Raw genomic sequence first — 23,272 nt, forward strand, 5'->3', positions numbered from 1 at the left:
CAAGGCGTCAGAATCGCCCGTTAAACGAGACAGGGCCGGATCCTGAGATCCGGCCCGTGAACTGTCTCAACCAGTCCTCGTTGATCGTTGCGCGAGCAACAATCTCCGTGTCCGAGGGGGGACTTGAACCCCCACGCCCTATACGGGCACTAGCACCTCAAGCTAGCGCGTCTGCCATTTCCGCCACCCGGACTGGATGTTTTGGCCGCAGTTATGTTTTGCTGCCGGGGAATAACTTAGCACGGATCCAAACCGCTTCCGGACACCACAGCGCTCCACAGTCCGTCCGACGAGCCCGGAATCACACCCACACTGCGTAGCGGGAACCTGGCCGGGCGGCTGAACCCGGGCGGCGGCGGCCCGCGGCCCGGTAGCGTGAACTGCATGACAGCATCCGCCAGCACACCCCGGTCGGCCGAATCGCTCGACCTGACCGCCGAGATCGCCCGCGACCTGATCCGGTTCGACACCACGAATTACGGCGAGGGCCGGTCCAACGGCGAAACGGATGCGGCGGAATACGTGGCCGAGAAGCTACGGGACCTGGGCCTGACTCCGGAGCTGATCGACTCGGAGCCCGGCCGCACGAGTGTGGTCGCCCGGGTGCCCGGACGCGACCGGTCCAAGAGCGCCCTCGTGGTGCACGGCCACCTCGACGTAGTGCCCGCCGACCCGGCGAACTGGTCGGTGGACCCGTTCGGCGGCGAGATCAAGGACGGCATGTTGTGGGGCCGTGGCGCCGTGGACATGAAGAACATGGATGCGATGATCCTGGCCTCGCTGCAGGACGTGCTCGCTGACGGCGGTGCGCCGGAGCGCGACCTCGTCATCGCGTTCTTCGCCGACGAAGAAGCCGGCGGGGTGCTGGGCTCGCACCACCTCGTGGACACCCGGCCGGAGCTCTTCGCGGGAGCCACAGAGGCCATCAGTGAGGTCGGCGGGTATTCCATCACCCTCGGCGGCCAGCGCGCCTACCTGCTGCAAACGGGTGAGAAAGCTCTCATCTGGATCAAGCTCGTCGCGCACGGTCCGGCGGCACACGGATCCCGACTCATCCACGACAACGCCATCACCCGGCTGGCCGAAGCCGTGGCGAAGGTGGGCCGGCGGGACTGGCCGATCCGGCTCACCGACACGACCCGGCAGCTCCTCGGGGAGATCGCCCGCATCCTCGGCGTCGACCCGCAGGCCACCGGGCCGGATCAACTCGCGCTGGCCACGGGGACCGCCTCCGGTTTCATCCAGGCGAGCCTGCGCACCACGACCAATCCCACGGTTCTCCAGGCCGGTTACAAGCACAATGTGATCCCGGACCGCGCAGAAGCGCTCATCGACATCCGGGCCCTGCCGGGGGAGGAGGACGCGGTTCTGGCCGAACTCGCGGACCTCGTCGGGCCCGACATCGAAATCATCACCATCCACCGCGACGTGGGCCTGGAGACGGACTTCTCCGGCCCGCTCATCGACAAGATCGTACAGACGCTGGGCACCCACGACCCCGGCGCTCCCGTGCTGCCGTACCTGCTGCCGGCGGGGACGGACAACAAGGCCCTGAGCATGCTGGGCATCAAAGGATACGGCTTCGCGCCGCTCAAGCTCCCGGCGGATTTGGATTTTCCGGCGATGTTCCACGGCGTTGATGAGCGCGTACCGCTGGACGCATTAGTGTTTGGCAGAACGGTTTTGACCGATCTGCTGTCGACGTACTAGCCCACTGCCGCGCTACCGGCCAGCATCAGCACGAGCGAAAGAGTAATACGTGGACTTCATCAACGCTGTCATCCTCGGCTTGGTCCAGGGGCTGACCGAATTCCTGCCGGTCTCCTCCAGCGCCCACATCAGCATCGTGGGCCAGTTCCTCGGCACCGGTGAAGACCCCGGGGCACGCTTCACGGCCATCACCCAGATCGGCACGGAAGCCGCCGTGGTGATCTTCTTCTGGCGCGACATCGTGCGCATCATCGGTCAGTGGGCCAAGTCGTTGGTCGGTAAAGTACCGCGCAGCGATGCGGATGCCCGGATGGGCTGGCTGATCATCCTCGGCACCCTGCCCATCGTCGTGCTCGGGCTGCTCTTCCAGGACCAGATCGAGACGAGCCTGCGCAACCTCTGGGTCACCGCGATCATGCTGATCGCGTTCGGTGTGCTGCTCGGCGTCGCCGACTACGTCGGTGCCAAGCGCCGCAAGCTCGGCGACCTCACGGTGGGCCACGGCATCATCTTCGGCTTCGCGCAGGCGCTGGCTCTGATCCCGGGCGTCTCCCGCTCGGGTGGCACCATCACCGCCGGCCTGTTCCTCGGCTACGAGCGGGCCGCCGCCGCACGGTACGCGTTCCTGCTCGCGATCCCCGCCGTGCTCGGTAGCGGCTTCTACCAGGTGTACAAGTCGATCAAGGAGCCCTGCGTCGCCGCGGCGGCCACCTGCACGCCCGAGCTGTTCGGCCCGTGGGAAACCCTGGTCGCCACCGTCGTGGCCTTCGTGGTGGCGTTGTTCGTCATCGGCTTCTTCATGAACTACATCTCCAAGCGCAGCTTCCTGCCGTTCGTGGTCTACCGCATCGCACTGGGCATCGTCGTGATGATCCTGCTCGGCACGAACACCATCACCGCCTAGTTAGGCTGGTCATATGCGCGCTTGGTCACACCCCGTCGTCCCCACGATCCCGGGGCACTCTGACGCTCCACGTCTGCACGACACCGCATCGGACTCGATCGTGGAAGCCCGCCCGAGCGACGTGGCCCGGCTGTATGTCTGCGGCATCACGCCGTATGACGCCACCCACCTGGGCCACGCGGCCACCTATCTGGCCTTCGACACCCTGCAGCGGGTCTGGCGCGACGGCGGGTACCGGGTGCACTACGCCCAGAACGTGACCGATGTGGACGACCCGCTGCTGGAACGTGCCACAGCGACCGGCGTGGACTGGCGCGATCTCGCCGCGGAGCAGACCGACCTGTTCCGCGCCGACATGGAAGCCCTCGGCATCATTCCGCCCGACGACTTCGTGGCCGTCACCGACGTCATCGACGACATCTCCGCCGCCGTCCTGTCGCTCCGCGAGTCCGCGCTGGCCTACCGCGTGCCGACGCCCGATGCGCTGCCCACGCCGGATGGCCCCGGCGCCGACCTGTACTTCGACATCCGTGCCGCCGAACGGCAGGCACCGTGGACGCTCGGCGACGAGAGCAACCTCGACCGCGAGAGCATGCTCGACCTGTTCGCCCAGCGCGGGGGAGACCCCGACCGGGCCGGCAAGCGTGATCAGCTCGACCCCTTGCTCTGGCGTGCAGCACGTGCCGGCGAACCGGCCTGGGACTCACCCGTCGGCGCCGGGCGGCCGGGCTGGCACATCGAGTGTTCGGTCATCGCCCTCGCCGAGCTGGGAACCGACTTCACTGTGCAGGGCGGCGGCAGCGACCTGATCTTCCCGCACCACGACATGAGCGCCGGGCACGCCGCGGCGCTGAGCGGGCATCCGCTGGCCCAGGTCTACAGCCACACCGGCATGGTCGCCTACCAGGGCGAGAAGATGAGCAAGTCGCTGGGCAACCTCGTGCTGGTCTCCAAGCTCCGCGCGGGCGGAAGCGACCCGCGGGCTATCCGGCTCGCCCTGCTCGCCCAGCACTACCGCACCGACTGGGAGTGGACCGCCGACCAGCTCACCGCCGCTGAGGCTCGCCTGGCCGCCTGGACGCTCGCGTTCGGGCCGATCGCGGTGCCCGCAGCCGTGGCGTCCGAAACGGCGGCATTCAGCGCCGCAGCGGTCGTCGAGAGGATGCGCGCTGCACTGGTGAACGACCTCGACACGCGAGGCGCACTGGAGGCCGTCGACGCGGCCATCGAGGCCGGCGTCGACGACCCCGCCCTGGTGGGAAGCGCCATCGACGCGCTTCTCGGCGTGCGGCTCTGACCCACCCGATCCGCTAACCGGGCGTGTCGAGACCGTAACCCGACTGCCCGACGCAACCCACACGTTCGAACCTGCCGAGACCCCGCGGGACGGCACGTGCACGCCGGCCACGACCGCGAGCACGTCACCGGGTCTCGACAAGCTCGACCACCGAGACGGGCACGACACACACGCGTCCCGTGGCGAGGCCGTCTAGGGCTGGCGGGGCTCCGGGCCGGGGCCCTGGCGCCCGTCGGCGCGGCCGTCCCTGCCGTCGCCGCGCTTGCGCAGGTACTTCTCGAACTCCTGGGCGATGGCCTCGCCGCTCGCCTCTGGCGAGTCGACGGTGTCCCTGGCCTGCTCGAGCTGGCCGATGTACGCGGCCATCTCCTCGTCCTCCGCGGCGAGGGCGTCGATGCCCGTCTCCCATTCGGAGGCGTCGGTGACCAAGTCACCGCGGGGGATCACCACATCGATGATCTCCTCGAGCTTGTCGATGAGCGCCAGCATGGCCTTGGGCGACGGGGCGTTGTGCACGTAGTGCGGCACGGACGCCCAGATCGACAGGCTCGGGATCCCGACCGTCTCGGCCGCGGCCGCGAGAACGCTGAGGATGCCCACCGGCCCCTCGTAGCTGCTGCGCTCCACCTGCAGTTCGGCGCGCACCTCGGGGCTGTCGCTGGACACGAAGATCGAGATCGGCCGGGTGTGCGGCACATCCGCCAGCATGGCGCCGAGGAACACAATGCCGCTCACATCGGCGGCGAGCACGGAATCCAGGATCTCGGCCGCGAAGCTCTTCCAACTGCGCGAGGGCTCGGTGCCGATCAACAGGTAGATGTTGCCCGCGTTGGTGCCGCTCACCCTCAGCTGCGCGTCTTCGGCCAGCGGAACGCCGCTGCTGCCCGGCACGACCGGACCGTACATGACGGCGCTGGGCCATTCGATGACCCGGTGGCCGTCCTCGTCGGTCGAGATGGTGGGGCGGTTGAACTGGTAGTCGAAGTAGATCTCGGGGTCGATACTCGTGACTTCTTCGACGTCGAGGAGGTCTTTCAGCGTGCGCACGGCGCCCGTTGCGGCTTCGCCCGCATCGTTCCAACCTTCGAAGGCGACTACCAGAAGTCGCCCGCTGAGGAACCCATTGCCGTCTGTCACTTGCGTAAAACCTCGTGTATTCCGGCCGCCGCCACCGGGCGACCTTCTTCAAGGATAGGCCGTGCCCCCTAAACTTGAACCCCGTGACATCGAACGCTACACACTCAGCCCCACCCGCAGCCGTGCTCTGGGATATGGACGGCACCCTAGTCGACACCGAACCGTACTGGATGCGGGCCGAACACGAACTTGTGGAGTCGTTCGGCGGGGTCTGGACCCACAGTGACGCGATGCTGCTCGTCGGCTCCGGACTGCTCGGCTCGGCCGCGATCCTGCAGAACCGCGGCGTGAACCTGAGCGCCGGGGCCATCGTCGATGTGCTCACCACCCGGGTGCAGGAGCAGCTGGCCTCGGCCGGCATCCCGTGGCGCCCCGGCGCGCATGAGCTGCTTTCCGACCTCCACGGTGCGGGTGTGCCGATGGCCCTGGTGACGATGTCCGAACAGCGGATGGCGCGCCAGATCGCCGGGATCGTCGGCTTTGACGCGTTCACCACCATCGTGTCGGGCGACATGGTGCAGCAGAGCAAGCCGCACCCCGAGGCGTACCTCACCGCGGCGGCCGTCCTGGGCGTGGACGCGGCCCACTGCGTCGCCATCGAAGACTCGATTCCCGGCGTCGCCTCCGCCGTCGCCTCCGGCGCCGTCGTCATCGGCGTGCCCCACATGGTCCCGCTCGAGCACAGCGAGCACTACACACTCTGGGAGACCCTGGCGGGAAGCTCCGTGACCTCGGTCACGGCTCTGTACCGGTCACGGCGCTCCACACTCCTTTCCGGCACCACCTACATCGAGGACGCGACACCCGCATGAGCGACAACCAGGTCATCCAGAACAGCGGACCGTTCCGCGCCGGCGACAGAGTGCAGCTGACCGGTCCAAAGGGCAAGCTGAACACCATCACGCTCGAACCGGGCAAGACCTTCCACACCCACCGGGGCATCCTCGAGCACAACGACATCATCGGCCGACCCGACGCCTCCGTGGTGACCAACAACGTCGGCGTCGAACACCTGGCGCTGCGGCCGCTGCTGATCGACTTCGTGATGAGCATGCCGCGCGGCGCGGCCATCATCTACCCCAAGGACGCCGCGCAGATCCTGGCCCAGGCGGACATCTTCCCCGGGGCTACCGTGGTCGAAGCCGGAGTCGGCTCGGGCGCGCTGTCGCTGTGGCTGCTGCGGGCCATCGGCCCGGCCGGCACGCTGGCCTCCTTCGAACGTCGCGAGGAGTTCTCCGACGTGGCCCGCGCCAACGTAGCGACCTTCCTCGGCCACGACCCGCAGAACTGGTCCATCACCCTGGGCGACCTCAGCGACACCCTTCCGGAGACCATGCCGGCGCAGTCCGTCGACCGAGTGGTCCTGGACATGCTCGCGCCGTGGGAGTGCATCGACGTCGTCTCCGACGCCCTCAAGCCCGGGGGAGTGCTGCTCTGCTACGTCGCCACGGTGACCCAGCTGTCCCGCGTGGCCGAGGCCATCCGCGCCACCGGCAATTACACCAACCCGGACTCGCACGAGACCATGGTGCGCGGCTGGCACGTCGAGGGCCTGGCCGTGCGCCCGGACCACCGGATGATCGGACACACGGGCTTCCTCATCACCGCCCGCCGGCTCGCGCCCGACACGATCCTGCCCGAGCTCAAGCGCCGTCCGTCGAAGACCGACTTCAGCGACGCCGATGTGGAGCTGTGGACCCCCGGCGCCCTGGGCGAACGGTCCGTCAGCGCCAAGGTCATGCGCAAGCGCAACCGCACCGCCGAGAACGGCGCAGCGCTCTCCAAGGCTCGGGACCTCGACGCCGGTTAGGATAGGTTCGGCCCGCCGCCCGCACCAGCGGTTTCCGCCAGAACTTTCCCGCAAGTCATTCGTCAGCATCGCGCTGCCGCCTGTATCGAAATGAGGACCCGTGCGTAAAGTTCCCGCACTCATCGCAACCGCCGGCCTGGTGCTCGCGACCCTGACCGCCTGCAGCCCCGGGTCCGCCTCGGCCGACTGCACGGCGCCGGTGTCGTCGGGTGACGCGTCGAAGCTGGTCTCGGTGACGGGCGACTTCGGCTCAGCGCCCACGGTCGACTTCCCCACCCCGCTCAAGACCGACACCACCCAGCGCAGCGAGATCATCGAGGGCGACGGCGCACCGCTGGTCAAGGGGCAGAAGGTGCAGGTGGACCTGAGCGTCTTCAATGCCACCACGGGCGAGGCCATCGAACAGAGCAGCTACGACGGCACCAGCATGGCCAGCTTCGTCCTCAATGACCAGACCCTCCCGGGCCTCACGGACGGGCTGCTCTGCGCCGAGGTCGGCTCTCGCATCGCCGTGGTCGCGTCCGCGGCAGACACCTTCGGTCCCAACGGCGGTAACGCCGACATCGGCGTCGGCCCCGACGACTCGCTCGTGTTCGTCCTCGACGTGGTCAAGGGCTACCTCACCCGCGCCGACGGCGCCGACCAGCTGCCGGTCGCCGGACTCCCCGCCGTGGTCCTGGCCGAGGACGGCACCCCCGGAATCACCATCCCGTCGGCCGAACCGCCCACCGACCTCAAGGTCGCCGTACTCAAGAAGGGCGACGGCGAAGAGGTCACCGACGGTTCCACCGTCACGGTCAACTACACCGGCGTGCTGTGGGACACCAAGGAGGTCTTCGACTCCAGCTGGGCGAAGGGTTCCCCGGCCGCGTTCGTCGCCGCAGACGGCTCCACCACCGAAGGCGGCGTGATCCCCGGATTCGCCAAGGCCCTCATCGGCCAGACCGTCGGGTCCCAGATCATCGCCGTGATCCCGCCCGACCAGGGCTACGGCGACCAGGCCTCCGGGTCCATCCCGGCCGGCTCCACGCTGGTTTTCGTCGTGGACATCCTCGGCGTCGACTGATCTCGCTGTCCGGTGACGGCCTGCCCCGCTCGACACGTCGAGCGGGGCAGGCCGTTACGCGCACCACCGATAGAATCGCGTACGTGTCGCCCACCCCAGAAAAGCAGCATCCCGTCACTGTCGAGGAACGCCTCTTCAGTCTGGTCCTTGCGCTCATCGCCACCCAGATCGGCCTGACCAAGGCCGAGATCCTCTCGACCGTGCAGGGATACCGGCAACGGTTCCAGGTCGGCGGCGACAATGCGAGCCTGGAGCGCCAGTTCGAGCGCGACAAGGACGACATCCGCGAACTGGGCATCCCGCTCGAGACCATCGAATCGCCGGACGACCCGGGCAGCAACCACCACCTGCGCTACCGCATCCCCAAGGGCCTCTACGACCTGCCCGCCGACATCTCCTTCTCACCCGACGAGATCATGCTTCTCAAGCTCGCCGCCACGGTCTGGCGCGAAGGGTCGCTCTCGGCCGAATCCCGCCGCGCGCTGACCAAGCTCAACTCCCTGGGGATCGATTCCACCGACCCCGTCATCGGCTACGCCCCGTCCCTGCGCGCCAGGGAAGCGTCGTTCGAGCCGCTCAGCAAGGCCATGGACCGAGGTCAGGTCGTGGCCTTCCAGTACCTCAAACCCGGGGAGAGCGCCCCGCGCCGCCGGGTGATCGCCCCGCTGGCCGTGGTGCTGCACGAGGGCCGGTGGCACCTGTACGGCTCCGACCAGGACGCCGGAGCTACGCGCACCTTCCTGCTGTCCCGGATCGTGGGTCCCGTGGTCACGGTGTCCGGCACCATTGCTGCCGCGCCCCCGGCGGACGACCAGGGCCAGCGGGCCCTCACTGAGCTGGATGCCCTCTGGCGCGCCCAGATCGCCCTGATCACGGTCGAACCGGGATCGGATGCAGCCGTGCGACTGAGCAAGCGCGGCACCCCCGGGCCGGGCGAGGGCAGCGTCGAGCTGCACTACACCGACCTCAACATCCTGGCCGACGAGCTCGCCGGGTACGGCCCGGAGGTGCTCGTCCTCACGCCCTCATCCCTGCGCGACGCCGTTCTGTCGCGCCTGCGCCACGTGCGGGATGCCCACACGCCGGCCCCGCAGGCCGAAGAGGAAATGGACCGATGACAGTGAAGCCCGTCGCCTTCGGCGCCACCGACAAACTGACCTTCCTGCTCTCCCTTGTGCCGTTCCTGATGGACCACGACAGGGTCAGCGTCAGCGCCGTTGCCGAGCATTTCGGCGTCTCGCCCCAGCGTGTGCGCGACGCAGTCAACCTCATCGCAATGTCCGGAGTGCCGGGGGAGACCCGGCAGTACCTGCACGGCGACCTCTTCGACATCCAGTGGGACGAGTTCGAGAACAACGACAACATCGTGCTCACCCACCTCGTCGCGATCGACGACTCGCCGCGCTTCTCGGCTCGCGAAGCCGCTGCGCTCATCGCCGGGCTGCAGTATCTCTCTGCCCTGCCTGAGAACGGCGACCGCGACGCCATAGCCACGCTGATGGCCAAGCTCACCCGGTCCTCAACCGGCGCTCCCAGCCAACTCGCGGTCTCCCGCACCGACTCGGATGTGGCGATCTCCATCATCCAGGCTGCCGTGCGCGCGGGCACCCAGGTCGAGTTCGACTACCTCAATGCCCGCGGCACCGCCGAGCACCGCTGCGTCGATCCGCTGCGGATCGAATCCGTCGACAACGACTGGTACCTGCGCGGCTGGTGCCACCTCAGGGAGGCGATGCGCACCTTCCGGCTGGACCGGATGAGCCGGCTGCGCTCCACCGACGTGCCCGCCTTGCCGCACGACGAGTCCGTGCTGCTGCCCGACGCGCTCTTCCAGGGATCCGCGGACGACCTCACCGTCACGATCGAGCTGCCCGCCTCCGCGGTCGGCCTGCTGGCGGATTACGGCCCCGTGCCCACCGGCTCCGGACCCACCGGCGCGGCGGCGGCGGACGCACTCAGCACGGTGCAGCTTCGGGTGTCGCATTACCACGGCCTCAAACGCCTGGCCGCGGGCCTGGCCGGCGTCGTCCGGGTGGTCGACCCCGGGCCCGCCCGGCAGACCGTGGCCGACTGGGCCGCCGCCGGCGTGGCCCGCTATGAGGCCGAGTCCTCGTCGGAGGTCCCGGTGACGGACGGGAGCCACGCGTGATCCCGGTGTGGGCGTGGATCCTGATCTGGACCGTTCTGGCGCTCGCCCTGCTCGGCATGCTCGCCTGGTTCGCCGTGCGCCTGTTCCGCAAGCTCATGGGAACCCTCGGCGCGCTCGAGGACCTCGGCGACCAGGTGGCCGCACTCGACCTGGATACGATGCCGCCGCGGGCGGCTTTCCATCCGGCCGTGTTCCAGGACCGCAGAGAACTCAGTCTGGCCCGCGAGCAGGCCAGGATCGAGCGGGTCCTCCGCCGCGCCCAGCGGCGGGATCTCTCAGTCAGCCGGGGTAAACTACTGCAACACACTCCCTACAAGCCAGAGGATCGACCCACATGTTGAGCAATCTGACCGGATGGCACTTCCTGATCATCCTCGTCGTCATCCTGCTGTTGTTCGGTGCGCCGAAACTGCCCGGTCTCGCGCGCAGCCTCGGCCAGTCGATGAAGATCTTCAAGAACGAAATCAAGAGCGACACCGTCGACGAGCCCGCAGACCCGGCCGCCGCTCCGGCACGGCCCGAGTCCGTGGACGGCACGACACGGCCCGTCGGCCCGGGCGACCAGACGAAGCCGTAGTCCGGTGGCCGTACGCACCACGAAGCGTGCGAAGCGCGGCGGCACTATGTCGCTCGGACAGCACCTGCTCGAGCTTCGCAAGCGCCTGTTCCGGGCCGCCGCGGGAATCGTCGTCGGCGGCGTCATCGGGTGGATGCTCTCCGAAGGCGTCTGGGATGCCCTGCGCCAGCCCATCTACGCCATCATCGAGGCGCAGAACCGTAACGCGCAGATCAACTACCCCGACATAACCTCGGCGTTCGACCTGCGCTTGAAGATCGCCTTCTACGTCGGTCTCGTCATATCGAGCCCGGTGTGGCTGTACCAGATCTTCGCGTTCCTGATGCCGGGGCTGACCCGGGGTGAGAAGAAGTACGTCTACGGTTTCGTGCTCACGGCCGTGCCTCTGTTCATCGCCGGCTGTGCGGCGGGCTGGTACGTGCTGCCCCAGATCGTCGGGCTCATGACGAGTTTCGCGCCGAAAGAGGATGCTGCGTTCATCAACGCGCAGAACTACCTGGACTTCACGCTCAAGCTCATGGTCGCGATCGGGATCGCCTTCGTCCTCCCGGTCTTCGTGGTGCTGCTGAACTTCGCCGGGGTGATCAGCGCCCAATCGATCATCAAGTCCTGGCGGGTCGCGGTCCTGGTGATCATCCTCTTCACGGCCATCGCCACCCCGGCCGCTGACGTCATCTCGATGTTCATGCTCGCGGTGCCCATGATCGTGCTGTATTTCTCTGCCTACGGAATCGCCGTCCTGCACGACCGGCGCGCCGACCGGCGCGCCCTTGCCCTCGAACGGGAGTTGGCGCGCTAGCGCACTACATGACAGATCTACAGTCGCCGGCCGAGCGGTACACCGCGGCCCGCCTCCGCGCCCAGACACCCAGACTGGAAGCCTTCCGGCGGGGCCTCAAGTTCGACCTGGACTCCTTCCAGCTCGCCGCCGGTGCGTCGCTCGAAGCCGGCAACAGCGTGCTTGTGGCAGCCCCGACCGGGGCCGGGAAGACCGTCGTGGCCGAATTCGCGATCTTCCTGGCCATGCAGCAACCGACCGCCAAGGTGTTCTACACGGCCCCGATGAAGGCGCTGAGCAATCAGAAGTTCCAGGAACTCGTCGCCGAGTACGGGGCGGACCAGGTGGGTCTGCTCACCGGGGACACCAACGTGAACGCCGGTGCCCGCATCGTGGTGATGACCACAGAGGTGCTCCGCAACATGCTGTACGCGGATTCCGATCTGCTCAGCAATCTGGCCTTTGTCATCATGGACGAGGTGCACTATCTCGCCGACCGTTTTCGGGGTGCGGTCTGGGAAGAGGTCATCATCCACCTGCCGCAGAGCGTGCGGATGGTGTCGCTGAGCGCGACGGTGTCCAACGCCGAGGAATTCGGCGACTGGCTGCAGGCGGTTCGGGGCGACACCGACGTGATCGTCTCCGAGGAACGCCCCGTACCCCTCGACCAGCATGTGCTGGTCAAGAGCAAGATGCTCGATCTGTTCGATTCGTCCGGCCTGGCCGCCACCCACCGGGTGAACCCCGAGCTCGTGCGACTCGCCCAGTCCGGCGGCCGGCCGGTGCTCGACCGCTCCGCCGGCCGGGGGCGCGGCTCCAGCCGGGACCGGTTCCACCACCAGCGGGCAGGGGCCGAATCCGGCCGGATGGACCGCGCGGAGATCGTGCGGCTGCTCGAGGGCAAGCACCTCCTGCCGGCAATCTTCTTCATCTTCTCCCGGGTGGGCTGCGACCAAGCGGTACGCCAGGTGCTGCGGGCCGGTGTCCGGCTCACCGACACGGCCGAGCGCGACGAGATCCGGCAGATCGTGGACGAACGCTGCCGCACCCTCCTGGACGAAGACCTCGCGGTGCTCGGCTACTGGGAGTGGTTGGACGGGCTCGAACGCGGAGTCGCGGCACACCATGCGGGCATGCTGCCCGCGTTCAAGGAAGTGGTCGAAGAACTCTTCCAGAAAAAGCTGGTCAAGGCGGTCTTCGCCACCGAGACCCTGGCCCTGGGCATCAACATGCCGGCCCGCACCGTGGTTCTGGACAAGTTGGAGAAGTTCAATGGGGAGGCCCGGGTGCCCATCACCCCCGGCGAATACACCCAGCTCACCGGTCGCGCCGGCCGTCGCGGCATCGATGTGGAGGGCCACGCGGTCATCCAGTGGCAGCAGGGTCTCGACCCGCAGGCCGTCGCGTCGTTGGCCTCCCGGCGGACCTACCCGCTGAACTCCAGCTTCAAACCCACCTACAACATGGCCGTCAACCTCATCGACCAGTTCGGCCGGGAACACACCCGGGAGGTGCTCGAGTCGTCATTCGCCCAATTCCAGGCCGACCGAGCGGTCGTCGACCTGGCCCGGCGGGTTCGAGCCCAGCAGAGCTCCCTTGACGGTTACGCCGCGTCGATGACATGCCATCTCGGCGACTTCGCCGAGTATTCGGGCATCCGGCGGCGACTGTCCGACCTGGAGCGGGAGAACGCCGCCGCCGACTCCCACGCCCGCGGACGGGACCGGCGCCAGAAGGAGCTTGCGGCCCTCCGCACACGGATGCGCGCGCATCCCTGTCACAGCTGCCCCGAGCGGGAGGCGCACGCCAGGTGGGCCCAGCGCTGGTGGAAACTCACCCGGGAGACCGAGGCTCTGACCAGTCAGATCACCGCTCGCACCGGCGCCGTCGCCCGGATCTTCGACCGCGTCACCGACGTGCTGCTCGGTTTCGGGTACCTGGTGCCGGGGGAGGGCCGTGCGGTGACCCTCAGCGAGAGCGGCCGCATCCTGCGCCGGATCTACGCGGACCGGGACCTGTTGGTGGCCGAATCCCTGCGTCGTGGCCTGTGGAATTCGCTGGACGCGCCCAGCCTGGCCGCCATGGCGTGCGCGCTGGTCTTCGAACCGCGTCGCGACGAGGGCGAGACCCACGAGCGTTTCCTGCCCAAGGGACCGTTCCGGCCTGCTTTGGACGCCACGCAGATCCTCTGGAGCCAGCTGGACGACCTCGAACGTGACCACAAGCTTCCCGGCAGCAACCCGCTGGCCGCCGGCCTGAGCCTGGCGATGTGGAAATGGGCCAGGGGAGACTCCCTCGGCCTGGTGCTGGAAGAGGCCGAGATGGCCGCTGGGGACTTCGTGCGCTGGACGAAGCAGACCATCGACCTTCTCGACCAGTTGTCCGTCGTCGCCGACGGCCCGGTCGGCCGCACCGCGCGCGTCGCGATGGACGCCATTCGCCGCGGAATCGTCGCGTATTCGTCGGTCGCCTAGGCTGTTGAGGTGAAGACGGAGACTGCCCGCGCCGCCGGCCTGCCGCTGTGGGCGGCCATCCTGCTTGCCGCCGGGGCCGGGGCCATTCTCGACGCCGGCTTCCCCGACCGGTCGTGGTGGATCCTGGCACCGGTGGGTGTGGCCCTGATGCTGCTGGCCCTGATCGGCCGCGGTGCATGGACCGGCCTGTTGGTCGGGCTGGTGGCCGGGCTGTCGTTCTGGCTGATCCACATCAGCTGGCTCACCCTCTATCTCGGACCGGTTCCGTGGCTTGCCCTGGCCGGACTCGAGTCGATCTTCTTCGCCGTCGGGCTCGCGCTCACCGCCGTGGTCCTCACCATCGGCCCCCGGGTCTGGCCCAGCGTCGCCGGCCGGATCGGCGTCATCCCGGTCATCGTGGCCGGCCTGTGGACCGCTCGGGAGGCCATCTCCGCCGTCTGGCCCTACGGCGGCTTCTCCTGGGGCCGGGTGGCCATGTCCCAGTCGGAGAGCCCGTTCAATGTCCTGGTCGCCTGGGTGGGCATGTCCGGGCTGTCGTTCGTGATGGTGTGGCTCAGCGCCCTGATCGTGCAGCTCTGCCGGGAGCCGGGCCTGCGTGTCGACGGTCGTGCGGCGATCGCGGTGGCCGCCGTCGCCCTGCTGCTCGCCTTCCCGGCCTGGCCGACGCTGCAGAGCGGTACCGCCCGGATCGCCGCGGTGCAGGGCGCGTCGGATGCCGGACTCTTCGCCCGGAACGCGCCGGGCCAGATCCTCTCGGACCACGTGTCAGCCACGCTGCCCCTGGTCGGCGAGCCGGTGGACTTCGTCGTGTGGCCGGAGAACGGTATCGACGTGGACCCGCTGCGCTCGGCCGATTCGGCCCGGGTGGCCGATTACGTCAGTCGCGCCATGGATGCGCCGCTGATCGCCGGCACCATCACCCTCCGCGACGGCAAGTACTACAACACCTCCCTGCTGTGGAAGGCGGGGGAGGGAGCCGTGGACATGTACGACAAAGTACACCCGGTCCCGTTCGCCGAATACATGCCGGACCGGGCATTCTGGCGTCCATTTGCTCCGGACCTGATCGATCTCGTCTCCCGGGACTACGAGATCGGCACCCGGGACAACGTTTTCGACGTCGACGGGATCCTCGCCGGCATCGCCATCTGCTTCGACATCGCCGACGATCAGCTCGTCCACGAGATGATCGACAACAAGGCCGAGATCATCCTTGCCCAGACCAACAACGCCGACTTCGGCCGGACCGACGAGTCCGTGCAGCAACTGGCGATCGCCAGGCTGCGCGCCATCGAGGCCGGCCGGACCGTCGTGAACATCTCCACGGTGGGTACGAGCGCGATCATGACTCCCGACGGCAAGACGCTCGACAGTCTGCCGACCTGGGAGCCCGGTGCCATGGTGCAGACGGTTCCCCTGAGCACCACGAACACGCCGGCGATGTCGGCGGGCCGGCCGCTCGAGTGGTTCGTCTCCGGGCTCGGTCTGGCCGGGTTGCTGTTCTGCCTGGTCGCGGGCCGCCGGGCGTCGGCGCCCGAGAGTCCACGCGCCATGCCCGACCGCGCCAGGGTACGCAAACGGCGCCGGGGTTAACCGGCGCCGATGGGGTGATGTGAGAATTCCCGCGGACCGTGCGGCCCGCGCGTGGGGTTACGCGCCGACCTTCTGGCCCCGACGCTGACGCAGCACCGTCAGCCGCTCCTCGAGAAGCTCTTCGAGCTCCGCGCGGGTACGTCGCTCCAGGAGCATGTCCCAGTGGGTGCGGGCGATCTTCTCGTCGGAGTGGTCGACGATGACCGGCTTGGAATCGACCAGCCGGGTGGCGGTCTGGGAGCAAAAACGGCACTCCCACTCGTCGGGCGCTTCGGCCTCGGCGGAGAAAATCATCACCGTCTCACGTCCGCACGTTGCACACAAATACGTGTGACTCACTCGTGGTGAAAAGGTCACGCCCTCTTCGCTCTGCAGGCTCTGTGAACCCAACCTCATGCCACGCAAACTACGATCTGCCATCGTGTGGTCTCCTCTCGCGATGCATTCCTAGTTGTAAACCATCAAGCTGGACGTTATCTTTCCGTTATAGCCCTCTTGGCGGTGATCTCTCAGAAACCGGCCCGCGGAGGGCGAAAGGAGCCGTGCGCATCCACGACCTGCGCGGCGAGGTCGCAGCGGTCGGTGACGAGCCCGTCGACGCCCATCCGGAGCAGGGTTGCCATGCGGGCCGGGTCGTTGACCGTCCACACGTGCACCTCCACGCCGATTCCATGCATCCTGCGGATCAGCCGCGGAGTGACGATGCGCAGCCGGCCCGCGCTCTCCGGCACTTGGACGGCATCGATGCCGCGCAGCAGCCGCGGCAACACCCAGTGTTGACGCAGCGCGAGCACGGTCACCAGGCCGGCGACCCCCGCGGCAGAGGCCGAGGTCGCGGCGCCGGGGACGGCCCTGAGCGCCCGGCGGCGCCGGGTCTCAGAAAACGAGGTGAGCAACACCCGGCTCGCCGCCGCGGCCCTGCGGATGGCGCGGGCCGTAGGGAGCACGGCATCCGCCGATTTGATGTCGATGTTGAAGCGCGCCTCGGGGAAGGCGGCCAGGGCCTCGGCGAGGGAGCAGTAGGCCTGACCCTGGCCCAGGTCGATCCGGCCGAGTTCGGCCATGGTCAGGCTGTTCACCGCCGTGCCGTCCAGCGCGAGGGTGGGGTCGTGGGTGATCACGGCGACGCCGTCCCTGCTGGCGTGCACGTCGGTCTCCAGGTGCGTGGCCCCGTGACTCAGGGCCTGCAGGAACGCCAGCAGGGTGTTCTCGGGTGCGTCGGTGCTCAGCCCGCGGTGCGCGAGAATGCGCGGGCCGGCCGGCCCGAGGAAGGACCGTGGCTCAGCTGTCACGTCCGGCCACCGGCGCCTGACCGGGCGCCCCCTGGCCGTCACTCGGGGCGGCGGACGTCGGGGCGCCGGGGTGTGACCCGGCGACGGGGTTCGGACCGAACGCCCGTCCGATGCCCTTCATTGCCTCGGTCAGTTCGCTCGGCACGATCCAGAGCTTGTTGGAGGTACCGTCGGCCAACTTGGGCAGGGTCTGCAGGTACTGGTAAGCGAGGAGCTTCGGGTCCGGGTCACCGTCGTGGATTGCCTTGAACACCGTGGTGATGGCCTCGGCCTCGCCCTGGGCGCGGAGCACGGCGGCCTTGGCCTGTCCCTCGGCCTGCAGGATCGAGGCCTGGCGGGCACCCTCGGCGGTGAGGATCGCGGACTGCTTGGTGCCCTCTGCGGTGAGGATCAGCGCGCGGCGGTCTCGTTCGGCGCGCATCTGCTTCTCCATCGAGTCCTGGATGGAGATGGGCGGGTCGATGGCCTTGAGCTCGACCCGGCCCACGCGGATTCCCCACTTGCCTGTCGCCTCGTCGAGGACGATCCGGAGCTGGCCGTTGATGTTGTCCCGGCTGGTGAGGGCCTCTTCGAGGTTCAGTCCGCCGACCACGTTGCGGAGCGTCGTGGTGGTGAGCTGCTCGACGGCGCCCAGGTAGTTGGCGATCTCATAGGTCGCGGCGCGGGCATCCGTCACCTGGAAGTAGACCACGGTGTCGATCGACACGACCAGGTTGTCCTCGGTGATCACGGGCTGCGGCGGAAACGACACGACCTGCTCCCGCATGTCGATGAGCGGGCGGACCCGGTCGATGAAGGGCACCAGGATGTTCAGCCCCGGCATCAGGGTCTTGTGGTACTTGCCCAGGCGCTCGACCACGCCGGCGCTGGCCTGCGGGATGATCCGGATGGTGCGGACCAGGATCACGACCACGAACACCAGGACGACGATGATGAGCAGCAGCACGAATATCTGGACGATGATCTGGTCTGGGCTGGGCACGGGTTAGATCCTTTCGAGGGGTTCGACGAGCGCGGTGGAGCCTTCGATGGCCGACACCCGGACACGTTCGCCGGGGTCGAGGATGAGTGTGGCGTGCCCGGGGGAGAGGTGCGCGGTCCAGGTCTCGCCGTTATCGAGTTTGACCAGGCCGCCCAGTTCGCCCACCGTTGCAGCGACGCGCCCGCCCATGCCGATCAGAGCTGCCACATTGCTCGGCGGTACGGCCGGACTGTCCCTGGCGATCGCGCGGAGCAGGACCGGCCGGATGAGCAGCAGCAGCAGGACCGACACGGCGGCGGCGAAGAGGATCTGCACCCACCATTCCCAGCCGAGCAGGTTGGCCCCCAGGCCGGCGACGCTTCCGACGCCGATCATCAGGAAGGTGAAATCGAGAGTCAGAAGCTCGATGATGACGCAGACCAGGATGAACGTCAGCCAGACAATCCACAGGTAGTCGGTCAAATCCACCATATCGCCACCCCTCGCGCGTCGGTATCTACGACGCTAGCACCTGCGGGTGTGAGGCATGTTGATAGTCTTTATCCCCGTGAGCACACCATCGATGAATCCCCTCCAGCCCGGTAGCCTTTCGGGAAAGCGCGTCCTCGTCACGGGTTCCTCCCGCGGGATCGGAGCCGACACCGTCACGTACTTCGCCGAGGCCGGCGCGAAGGTCGTCATCAACTACCGCAACAAGGAAGCGCGGGCGAACAAGCTCGCCGCCGCCATCCGCGAAACCGGCGGAACGGCCATCACCGTGGCCGCCGACCTCACCGATGCCGAGTCGGTGTCGGCGATGTTCGACACCATTCGCGCCGAATACGGCGGACTCGACATCCTCGTGATGAACGCCTCCGGCGGGATGGAGAGCGGCATGGCCGAGGACTACGCCATGCAACTGAACCGCGACGCCCAGGTCAACCTCCTCACTGCCGCCGTCCCGCTGCTCAGCGACGGCTCCCGGGTGGTCTTCATCACCAGCCACCAGGCGCACTTCGTCGACACCGCGGCCAATGTGGACGTGTACGAGCCGGTCGCCCGCAGTAAGCGTGCCGGCGAGGATGCCCTCCGTGCCGTCATTCCCGAGCTGGCCGAGGCCGGCATCGGATTCGTCGTGGTGTCCGGCGACATGATCCAGGGCACCATCACGGCCGTCCTGCTCGAGCGCGCCAACCCCGGCGCGATCAGCGCCCGCCAGGAATCCGCTGGAAAGCTCTACAACGTGAGCGAATTCGCGGCGGAGATTGTGTCGGCCGCCGTCGAGCCGGTTCCGGCCGGGAACACCCGATACGTGGGGGACACCTCCGACTTCACCAGCTGAGCGGCTCGAGCCGGGGCCCCGCGTTGCCGGGCCCCGCTCAGGCCAGCGCGCCTCGACCGAAGGTGAAGGCGCGCACCAGCTGCACAAGCCCGGACAGGATCAGCATGATCCCGCCGATGGTCACCAGTACGCCGATCGTCTCGACCGGGGCGAACAGCACGATGATCCCGGCGAGGATGCCGACCAGGCCCAGGACGATCCCCGGCCACCGGCTGGAGTCTGTCGTGAACTCGACGAGGGCGGCGACGCCCTCCACGATCCAGACGATGCCCACCAGCAGCCCGAGCACGGCCAGCGAGCCCTCCGGGTTGCGCAGCGCCAGGATGCCCAGGATCAGCACCAACACCCCGAACACGATGTTGAGCACCCGGCCGCCGGTGCCGGCTCCGGTCGCGGCCACGCCGCGCACGATGCGCACGACCCCGCTGATCACGAAATAGAGCCCGAACAGCACGGCGATCACGGTTAGAGTCGCCTCGGTCCAGACGAGCAGGACGGTGCCGATGGCGATCGCCAGCACAGCGCTGGCGGCGAAGGCCACCCGGATGCCGGTGATCTCCCTCGCGCTCAGGTGCCCGGGGTCGATGGAGAGGGCGAAGACCGCAGTGCCGGTCCCGGTGCTGTTGGACATGAGACTCCTTCGGGCGATGAGCGTGCGGTTCTGGCAGCGAGTTCTCCCGCACGCGGGGGAGTGTTGGGCGGTTGCCGTCAACCTAATCCGAAGACGACGTACCGGCTATCCCCGGTCGACGCGACGGTCAGGCGCGGCACGAACGGCTCCCAGACACCAGTTCTTTTCGTTGCAACAATAAATGAGCGTGGTGAGAAGCCGGCCCGTCAGCACGGTCACCCCACACACAGCGACCGTTGCGCACAGTCGACCGTCGCAGACCAAGCCATTGGGTGCGACTGCCGCAGGAGCATTCCTGCCACGCAGGCCTCGTGCGAGCCCGAACGCGACCACGTGAAATCCCAGCCGGCCCAGCCATAGCCCCGCTTCTCAGCCCGTGTTGAGATGACCGATAATGCACATTATGTCAACAAGAGGATCCAGGGCCCCGTTTTCGGGACCGCCGCGCCGAGCGTCGTTCACGCGAGACCGGCAGTGGGCGTCAGCGCTCGGGAACCGTCGCCACCGCGTCGATCTCCACCAGTTGAGCCGGCGTCGGCACGCACGGCGAGCACATTCCGGAGGGCCTGTTCGCTCTGCGGCCCCATGCCATCCAGCAGGGTGCCGGACGAGTCGATGCCGTTCTGCCCGCCGACGAAAAGCAACGGACCTGCCGGAGCGATCATTCCCTGCGCGAAGGCGGGGCTGGTCGGCATCCCTGGCGGGTCGACCGGTCGGGGCTCGCCGCTCACTGCGCTTCTCCCCCGGACCCGGACGCCCTGTTCTGTTCCGGGTGGTCGCGCATGACCATTCCGAACTCGTTGACCGGCTCGAAGGCGTCGCGGTCCCAGGCCCCTGGGTGCGGGACCGGGCAGTTCAGCACGGTGTCGTGGGCGGAGTGCTCGATGGTGTGCTCGGTCATCGGCCGACCGCAGACCGGACAGCTGGACAACCCGGTCGTCTCCGCCGCATCGTAGGTGCCCACCGGCGGGGAGTCGAACGCGGGCCGGAGTCGGTCCTCCACCCAGTCGAAGAGTCGCCGTGGGCCGAGCCGGTGCGCCCCGGCCGAGGATTTCTCATTCTGGACCATGCCGCCAGCGTACGCCTCAGCCCCGCCGGTGGACTAGACCCGGGCGCGTCCGGATCCGCTCATTCCTCGCCGAAACCGGTCTCGATCAGGGCCGCCAGCGCCTCGACGGCCGCCCGGGAGCGTTCGTCAGGCCCGGAGATCTCGACGCTCATCCCCCGGGTGAGACCGAGCGACATGATGCCGAGGAGGCTGTGCGCATCCTTGCCGTTGACTCGTACCGGGGCATCGAAGGTGCTGGCCAGCTTTACGAAGTCCGCCGCGGGGCGCGCGTGCAGGCCGTCCCGATTGCGCAGGGTCACCGTCCGCACCACGGCTCCCCCTGAGCCCTCGCCCGGTCGTCCTCCATCGTTCGACGGTCCCGGCTCGACGGACGAGGACCCGCCCGCGGACTCCGCCGCCCGCAGTACGGCCTCGACGTCACCGCCGATCTGAGCGGCAACCGCGGCGGCCACACCACCCTCCACGAGCGGAGCATCCGCAATGCGCACACGCGAACGCACGTCATCGTCGAGGAACTCGATCGCCGTCTCGGCGGTCAGGATGGCTGACCCCAGGTCACACAGGACGACCACACCGCTGCCGTCGTCGGCCTGGGCGATGCCAGCGGCGATCTTGTCGAAGCTGGTGCCGATGCCGTCGTCGTCTCGGCCGCCGGCGGCCACCAATGTCGCCTCCGGCGCCATCTGCCGGGCCAGTGTCACCAGACCGGAGGCGATCTCGGCGCTGTGCGAGACGAAGACTATGCCCACGCGACGCGCCGGTTGAGTGGCGCCCGCCACCACGGAGTCCGACATGGTCAGGACTGCGCGGCCGCGTCGGACGCGCACCGCAGGATCAGCGCCGTGGATCGGGCACCGGGGTCCAGGTGACCGATCGAGCGCTCCCCCAGATAACTGGCCCGGCCCTTACGGGCGATCAGGGGAACCGTGGCTGCGGCACCGGATTCGGCCGCGTCCGCCGCCCGGGCCAGGATCTGTTCTGGGCTCTCACCGGCGGCCTCGGCCGCGATTGCCGCGTCCACCGCAGGGGTCCAGGCGTCGACCATGGTCTTGTCACCGGACTCAGCCTTGCCGCGCAGGACGATGCCGTCCCGTCCGGCCGTGAGCAGTGCGACGACGGCGGGCCCGTCCAGGTCCGCGGAGCCGGCCACGGCCGCGGCGGCCTTGAGATAGGCCGTGCCGTACAGCGGGCCTGCGGCCCCGCCCACGGTGGAGATGAGCGTCGCCGCGAGGGTCTTGAGCAGTTCGGCCGGAGTGCCGGCGTCGGTCGCGGCATCGAGCTTGGCCAGCATGGCCTGGAAGCCCCTGTCCATGTTCTCGCCGTGGTCACCGTCGCCGATCTCCCGGTCCAAGGTGTTCAACTCCGCCCGGTTCTCCGAGAGAATCCGTGCACTGCTCCTGATCCAGGCTTCTGCCCAGGCGACGTCTACGCTCATCCGGTCATCCCTACTTTCCCCACCGCAGTGCGGCCGTGTGCACCGGAGCGTCCCACAGGGCGGTCAACTCGTCATCGAGTTTGAGAACCGTGATCGACATGCCCTGCATCTCCAGTGATGTTGTGAAATTGCCGACGAGCGTGCGTGTCACCTCGATGCCTCGTTCGGCGAGAACTGCGGCGGCCCGTCGGAATACAATGTACAGCTCAACCTGAGGCGTGCCGCCCATTCCGTTCACGAACAACAAGACCCGGTCGCCCGAGGCGAAGGGGATGTCGTCCAGGATCGGTCCGAGAATCCGGTCGACGATGGCGTCGGCGGGTTCCAGCTTGATCCGTTCCCGGCCGGGCTCACCGTGGATTCCGATACCGATCTCGATCTCGTCGTCGGCGAGGGTGAAGCTCGGCTCGCCCGCGTGCGGCACCACGCAAGGGGTCAGGGCGACCCCCATCGAGCGCACCTGCCCGATGACCTTCTCGGCCACTGTCGCCACCGCGGAGAGATCGTCGCCGCGCTCTGCGGCAGCGCCGGCGATCTTCTCGACCAGGACGGTGCCGGCGACCCCGCGTCGCCCCGCGGTGTAGAGCGAGTCCTTCACCGCGACGTCGTCGTTGACGATCACCGTGCGCACCTCGATCTCATCCGCTGCGGCGAGATCCGCTGCCGTCTCGAAGTTGAGCACGTCACCGGTGTAGTTCTTCACGATGTGCAGCACCCCCGCTCCCCCATCGACGGCCTTGGTCGCGGCCAAGATCGGATCGGGTGTCGGCGAGGTGAACACAGCCCCGGGGACTGCGGCGTCCAGCATGCCGAATCCGACGAAACCACCGTGCAGGGGTTCGTGCCCGCTCCCGCCGCCGCTGACGATGCCCACCTTGCCGGCGACCGGAGCGTCTTCTCGCACGATGAACACAGGATCGAGGGATACCCGCACGATATCGCCGTGCGCCGCACCGAAGCCGGCGACGGCCTCGACGACAACGTTCTTCGGGTCGTTGACAAGTTTTTTCATGACCATTCCTTCATTCGTCGGAATCGAGCGGCACG

Annotated in this window: 25 protein-coding genes and 1 tRNA gene; 14 read left to right on the forward strand and 12 right to left on the reverse strand. The window is 68.1% G+C overall.

Translation table 11 applies throughout. The features are described 5' to 3' along the window. Positions 1-108: 108 nt before the first annotated feature. A tRNA-Leu gene (locus DOE79_RS01435) sits at positions 109-193 on the reverse strand. A gap of 191 nt (positions 194-384) precedes the next feature. Between DOE79_RS01435 and DOE79_RS01440 the strand changes: the two genes are divergently transcribed. The 3 genes from DOE79_RS01440 to mshC are packed head-to-tail and all read left to right on the forward strand — an operon-like array spanning position 385 to position 3,911. After that, a complete protein-coding gene (locus tag DOE79_RS01440) occupies positions 385-1,710 on the forward strand; it encodes a M20/M25/M40 family metallo-hydrolase (protein ID WP_120336969.1) in 1,326 nt (441 codons plus the stop codon). A 49-nt stretch (positions 1,711-1,759) separates the two neighbouring features. Further along, positions 1,760-2,614, forward strand: coding sequence for an undecaprenyl-diphosphate phosphatase (locus DOE79_RS01445; RefSeq protein WP_120336970.1), 855 nt, complete (start codon positions 1,760-1,762; stop codon positions 2,612-2,614). Between the two features lie 13 nt (positions 2,615-2,627). Beyond that, complete coding sequence (gene mshC, locus DOE79_RS01450) at positions 2,628-3,911, forward strand: cysteine--1-D-myo-inosityl 2-amino-2-deoxy-alpha-D-glucopyranoside ligase (protein WP_120336971.1); 1,284 nt, start codon at positions 2,628-2,630, stop codon at positions 3,909-3,911. A gap of 192 nt (positions 3,912-4,103) precedes the next feature. Here the strand turns inward: mshC and DOE79_RS01455 are convergent, their stop codons facing one another. After that, the gene (locus DOE79_RS01455) at positions 4,104-5,048 is read right to left on the reverse strand and encodes a proteasome assembly chaperone family protein (protein WP_120336972.1); all 945 of its coding nucleotides are present in this window, start codon (positions 5,046-5,048) and stop codon (positions 4,104-4,106) included. A gap of 134 nt (positions 5,049-5,182) precedes the next feature. Here DOE79_RS01455 and DOE79_RS01460 point away from each other — a divergent pair, with 134 nt between their 5' ends. The 10 genes from DOE79_RS01460 to lnt all read left to right on the forward strand — a co-directional run bounded on the left by DOE79_RS01460 (position 5,183) and on the right by lnt (position 15,495). Then, entirely contained in the window at positions 5,183-5,860 is a 678-nt protein-coding gene (locus tag DOE79_RS01460; protein ID WP_120340086.1) for an HAD family hydrolase, read from the forward strand. Further along, positions 5,857-6,858: a tRNA (adenine-N1)-methyltransferase gene (locus DOE79_RS01465; RefSeq protein WP_066595378.1), complete on the forward strand. Its 1,002-nt coding sequence runs from the start codon at positions 5,857-5,859 to the stop codon at positions 6,856-6,858. The genes DOE79_RS01460 and DOE79_RS01465 overlap by 4 nt, the downstream gene beginning before the upstream one ends. A gap of 100 nt (positions 6,859-6,958) precedes the next feature. Further along, a complete protein-coding gene (locus DOE79_RS01470) occupies positions 6,959-7,924 on the forward strand; it encodes an FKBP-type peptidyl-prolyl cis-trans isomerase (RefSeq protein WP_066595376.1) in 966 nt (321 codons plus the stop codon). 83 nt (positions 7,925-8,007) lie between these two features. Then, the gene (locus DOE79_RS01475; protein ID WP_120336973.1) at positions 8,008-9,042 is read left to right on the forward strand and encodes a helix-turn-helix transcriptional regulator; all 1,035 of its coding nucleotides are present in this window, start codon (positions 8,008-8,010) and stop codon (positions 9,040-9,042) included. Beyond that, positions 9,039-10,073: a helix-turn-helix transcriptional regulator gene (locus tag DOE79_RS01480; RefSeq protein WP_120336974.1), complete on the forward strand. Its 1,035-nt coding sequence runs from the start codon at positions 9,039-9,041 to the stop codon at positions 10,071-10,073. The genes DOE79_RS01475 and DOE79_RS01480 overlap by 4 nt, the downstream gene beginning before the upstream one ends. Then, entirely contained in the window at positions 10,070-10,414 is a 345-nt protein-coding gene (locus DOE79_RS01485) for a hypothetical protein (RefSeq protein WP_120336975.1), read from the forward strand. Before DOE79_RS01480 ends, DOE79_RS01485 begins: the two co-directional genes overlap by 4 nt. Beyond that, positions 10,408-10,650, forward strand: coding sequence for a twin-arginine translocase TatA/TatE family subunit (tatA, locus tag DOE79_RS01490; RefSeq protein ID WP_066595366.1), 243 nt, complete (start codon positions 10,408-10,410; stop codon positions 10,648-10,650). The genes DOE79_RS01485 and tatA overlap by 7 nt, the downstream gene beginning before the upstream one ends. Before the next feature lie 46 nt (positions 10,651-10,696). After that, on the forward strand, positions 10,697-11,449 hold the full coding sequence (gene tatC / locus DOE79_RS01495; protein ID WP_120336976.1) for a twin-arginine translocase subunit TatC: 753 nt from the start codon (positions 10,697-10,699) through the stop codon (positions 11,447-11,449). An 8-nt stretch (positions 11,450-11,457) separates the two neighbouring features. After that, a complete protein-coding gene (locus DOE79_RS01500) occupies positions 11,458-13,902 on the forward strand; it encodes a DEAD/DEAH box helicase (protein WP_120336977.1) in 2,445 nt (814 codons plus the stop codon). Between the two features lie 9 nt (positions 13,903-13,911). Beyond that, the gene (gene lnt / locus DOE79_RS01505; RefSeq protein WP_120336978.1) at positions 13,912-15,495 is read left to right on the forward strand and encodes an apolipoprotein N-acyltransferase; all 1,584 of its coding nucleotides are present in this window, start codon (positions 13,912-13,914) and stop codon (positions 15,493-15,495) included. 57 nt (positions 15,496-15,552) lie between these two features. Here the strand turns inward: lnt and DOE79_RS01510 are convergent, their stop codons facing one another. From DOE79_RS01510 to DOE79_RS01525, 4 genes are all read right to left on the reverse strand, one after another. Next, entirely contained in the window at positions 15,553-15,915 is a 363-nt protein-coding gene (locus tag DOE79_RS01510) for an RNA polymerase-binding protein RbpA (RefSeq protein ID WP_066595362.1), read from the reverse strand. Between the two features lie 89 nt (positions 15,916-16,004). Further along, positions 16,005-16,787, reverse strand: coding sequence for a glycerophosphodiester phosphodiesterase family protein (locus tag DOE79_RS01515; protein ID WP_120336979.1), 783 nt, complete (start codon positions 16,785-16,787; stop codon positions 16,005-16,007). Then, the gene (locus tag DOE79_RS01520) at positions 16,777-17,769 is read right to left on the reverse strand and encodes an SPFH domain-containing protein (protein WP_120336980.1); all 993 of its coding nucleotides are present in this window, start codon (positions 17,767-17,769) and stop codon (positions 16,777-16,779) included. The genes DOE79_RS01515 and DOE79_RS01520 overlap by 11 nt, the downstream gene beginning before the upstream one ends. Before the next feature lie 3 nt (positions 17,770-17,772). After that, entirely contained in the window at positions 17,773-18,240 is a 468-nt protein-coding gene (locus DOE79_RS01525) for an NfeD family protein (RefSeq protein ID WP_120336981.1), read from the reverse strand. A gap of 91 nt (positions 18,241-18,331) precedes the next feature. Here DOE79_RS01525 and DOE79_RS01530 point away from each other — a divergent pair, with 91 nt between their 5' ends. Continuing rightward, positions 18,332-19,090, forward strand: coding sequence for an SDR family oxidoreductase (locus DOE79_RS01530; protein WP_120336982.1), 759 nt, complete (start codon positions 18,332-18,334; stop codon positions 19,088-19,090). A 37-nt stretch (positions 19,091-19,127) separates the two neighbouring features. Here the strand turns inward: DOE79_RS01530 and DOE79_RS01535 are convergent, their stop codons facing one another. The 6 genes from DOE79_RS01535 to dhaK form a co-directional block, all read right to left on the reverse strand. Then, a complete protein-coding gene (locus tag DOE79_RS01535; RefSeq protein ID WP_120336983.1) occupies positions 19,128-19,721 on the reverse strand; it encodes an HdeD family acid-resistance protein in 594 nt (197 codons plus the stop codon). Between the two features lie 458 nt (positions 19,722-20,179). Then, on the reverse strand, positions 20,180-20,452 hold the full coding sequence (locus DOE79_RS01540; RefSeq protein WP_162942562.1) for a RidA family protein: 273 nt from the start codon (positions 20,450-20,452) through the stop codon (positions 20,180-20,182). Beyond that, entirely contained in the window at positions 20,449-20,790 is a 342-nt protein-coding gene (locus DOE79_RS01545) for a hypothetical protein (protein WP_120336985.1), read from the reverse strand. Before DOE79_RS01545 ends, DOE79_RS01540 begins: the two co-directional genes overlap by 4 nt. Before the next feature lie 59 nt (positions 20,791-20,849). Beyond that, positions 20,850-21,584 carry a dihydroxyacetone kinase phosphoryl donor subunit DhaM gene (dhaM, locus tag DOE79_RS01550; RefSeq protein WP_120340087.1) on the reverse strand — a complete coding sequence of 245 codons (735 nt, stop codon included), beginning with the start codon at positions 21,582-21,584 and terminating at the stop codon, positions 20,850-20,852. A gap of 2 nt (positions 21,585-21,586) precedes the next feature. Next, on the reverse strand, positions 21,587-22,225 hold the full coding sequence (gene dhaL / locus DOE79_RS01555) for a dihydroxyacetone kinase subunit DhaL (RefSeq protein WP_120336986.1): 639 nt from the start codon (positions 22,223-22,225) through the stop codon (positions 21,587-21,589). A gap of 10 nt (positions 22,226-22,235) precedes the next feature. Next, positions 22,236-23,237, reverse strand: coding sequence for a dihydroxyacetone kinase subunit DhaK (gene dhaK / locus DOE79_RS01560; RefSeq protein ID WP_120336987.1), 1,002 nt, complete (start codon positions 23,235-23,237; stop codon positions 22,236-22,238). Positions 23,238-23,272 lie beyond the last annotated feature (35 nt).

It is taken from the genome of Cryobacterium soli (assembly GCF_003611035.1).
Lineage (GTDB): Bacteria > Actinomycetota > Actinomycetes > Actinomycetales > Microbacteriaceae > Cryobacterium > Cryobacterium soli.